At 61.2% G+C, this 2,143-nt stretch carries 2 protein-coding genes and 1 tRNA gene; all 3 read left to right on the forward strand.

The features are described 5' to 3' along the window. Positions 1-349: hypothetical protein (locus JNL55_RS34385; protein ID WP_293865534.1), on the forward strand; the 349-nt coding region annotated here is incomplete at its 5' end. Between the two features lie 145 nt (positions 350-494). After that, a tRNA-Cys gene (locus JNL55_RS34390) sits at positions 495-568 on the forward strand. 177 nt (positions 569-745) lie between these two features. After that, positions 746-1,969: a tyrosine-type recombinase/integrase gene (locus JNL55_RS34395; protein ID WP_293865537.1), complete on the forward strand. Its 1,224-nt coding sequence runs from the start codon at positions 746-748 to the stop codon at positions 1,967-1,969. The last annotated feature ends 174 nt before the right edge of the window (positions 1,970-2,143 follow it).

Genomic DNA, 2,143 nt, shown 5'->3' on the forward strand with positions numbered 1-2,143 from the left:
CGTCACGCCCGACAATTTGCGCGGCGTGTGGCGGGGCTTGTTGTCGACGTACACCAAGCCGGTGCCGGTAGAGCTGCGCTTTCTCGCGAATGGCGAAGTGCATGCTCAGGTCGGCGATCAACTGCTGGCGCTGGTGAATCGTCCGCGCCTCGCCGGCAACCTCTTTAGCGGCGATTTGGCAGTTCGCATCGGCACGCCAGACACCGATCGCTACGCCTATACCGTGTCGCTGTCCTTGCAGCTGCGCGGCGAGACGCTCAATGGCTCGGCCAGCGCCATCGCGATCGACAGTCCGCGAGAGCGGAATGCAGTCTCTCACTGGATCGAATTGACTAAATCCCCGCTGTGAGGGGCCGGTCGGCCGGGTCCCCAGCCGTGGCAAAGGCGCCACAAGTGGGCTCGGGGCAATTGTCAGGCGGCCCCAACTAGTCCACAATTGCGCGCTTGCCCGTCGGGCGGGGCGCAATCGCGCCATTGCCGCCCAATTCTTCCGAGGCTCGGTAGCAAAGTGGTCATGCAGCGGCCTGCAAAGCCGTCTACGCCGGTTCGATTCCGGCCCGAGCCTCCATAACAGCCTTCGCCGGCCTTCGCCGGAATCGGCAAACCCTAGAAAAAACCCCGAAATCCTGGCGATTACCTCTTCGCCGTCCTTCGCTGCCTTCCGTGGACATCCTACCCCTATCGAGGGTAACTTCAAGGGGTAACCCCATTGGTCAGCAGGCCGGGGAGGGCCAGTTACCCCTTTATGCCGAAGCTATCGGACACAAAGATCCGCGGAATCAAACCTCGTTTGAGGCCTTACAAGCTGTTCGACACTGACGGCCTCTACCTGCTCATCACGCCGTCCGGCGGGAAATGGTGGCGCCAGCGATATCGTTGGGGAGGCAAGGAGAAGTTGCTCAGCCTGGGCACTTACCCCGACATCGGGCTCGCTAAGGCACGGGAGCGAGGCGAGGAAATCCGCAAGCAAGTAGCGAACGGCATCGATCCCGCCATCGTGCGCACCGACCACAAGATTGCGAAGGCGGCCGCAAGCGAGACCACGTTCAAAGCGATCACGCTGGAGTGGATCGAGAACATGGTTAAGGCGAAGGGGTTGTCGGCTGACCACATCGAGCGGACCAAGCGTCGATTCGAAGTTCACTTCTTCCCCTGGCTCGGCCATCGACCCATTGCTGAGGTGACCGATGACGACGTGCTCGGCTGCATCCGCCGAATGGAAGGTGCGAAGCTGATCGACACCGCGCATCGGGCGCTGTCGCAGTCGGCGGCCATGTTTCGGTATGCCAAGAAGCGCAAATACGTTTCGCACAGTCCGGTCGCCGAACTGATCGGCGCGGACACGTTGCCGGCGGTTAAGGTGAAACACCATGCCGCTATCATCGAGCCCGCGAAGGTGGGGGCGCTGATGCGGGCGCTGGATGCCTACGACGGCTCCTTCGTCGTCCGTTGCGCTCTTCGAATCACCCCGCTGCTGTTCGTGCGCCCTGGCGAGCTGCGACATGCGGAGTGGCCGGAATTCAACCTCGACGTTGAGGAACCGGAATGGAGGATTCCCGCCAACAAGATGAAGATGCGCGAGCAGCACATCGTGCCGTTGTCACGCCAGGCTGTTGCGATCTTGCGGGAACTCGAGTCCGTGACTGGCGCCGACGGCACAGGGTATGTTTTTCCGTCGAATCGCAACACATCGCGGCCTATGTCAGAGAACACGATCAACGTCGCTTTGCGAGCTTGCGGCTATTCCAAGGATCAGCAGACGGCGCACGGATTCAGGACCACCGCCAGCACGCTACTCAACGAGCAGGGGGTCAACCGTGATGCGATCGAACGCCAGTTGGCGCATGGCGAGCGCGACAAGGTGCGGGCAGCATACAACGCCGCAGAATATCTTCCTGAGCGCCGGAAGATGATGCAGGGTTGGAGCGACCATCTGGACGGGCTGAAAGCTACCAGGAGGGTTAAGTGATGCAGTGGGACGACCTCACACGGGCAGCGGTTAAGGAAACTTGCACCGCGTTCGGCATCGAGTACCTGGAGATCCGCCCGGGTGAGCCATCAATCAACGTTCTCCGATCAATCGAAGCCAAGGCATCTCTTCGTGCACTACGGAAGCTGTCCCGCGTGGTCGCCGATTCCAATG

Origin of the sequence: Steroidobacter sp., from assembly GCF_016790065.1 — a bacterium.
Taxonomy (GTDB): Bacteria; Pseudomonadota; Gammaproteobacteria; order Steroidobacterales; family Steroidobacteraceae; genus Steroidobacter.

Coding starts and splice junctions, on each gene's coding strand:
- JNL55_RS34395 (WP_293865537.1), top strand. CDS start 746: ATGCCGAAGCTATCGGACACAAAGATCCGCGGAATCAAACCTCGTTTG.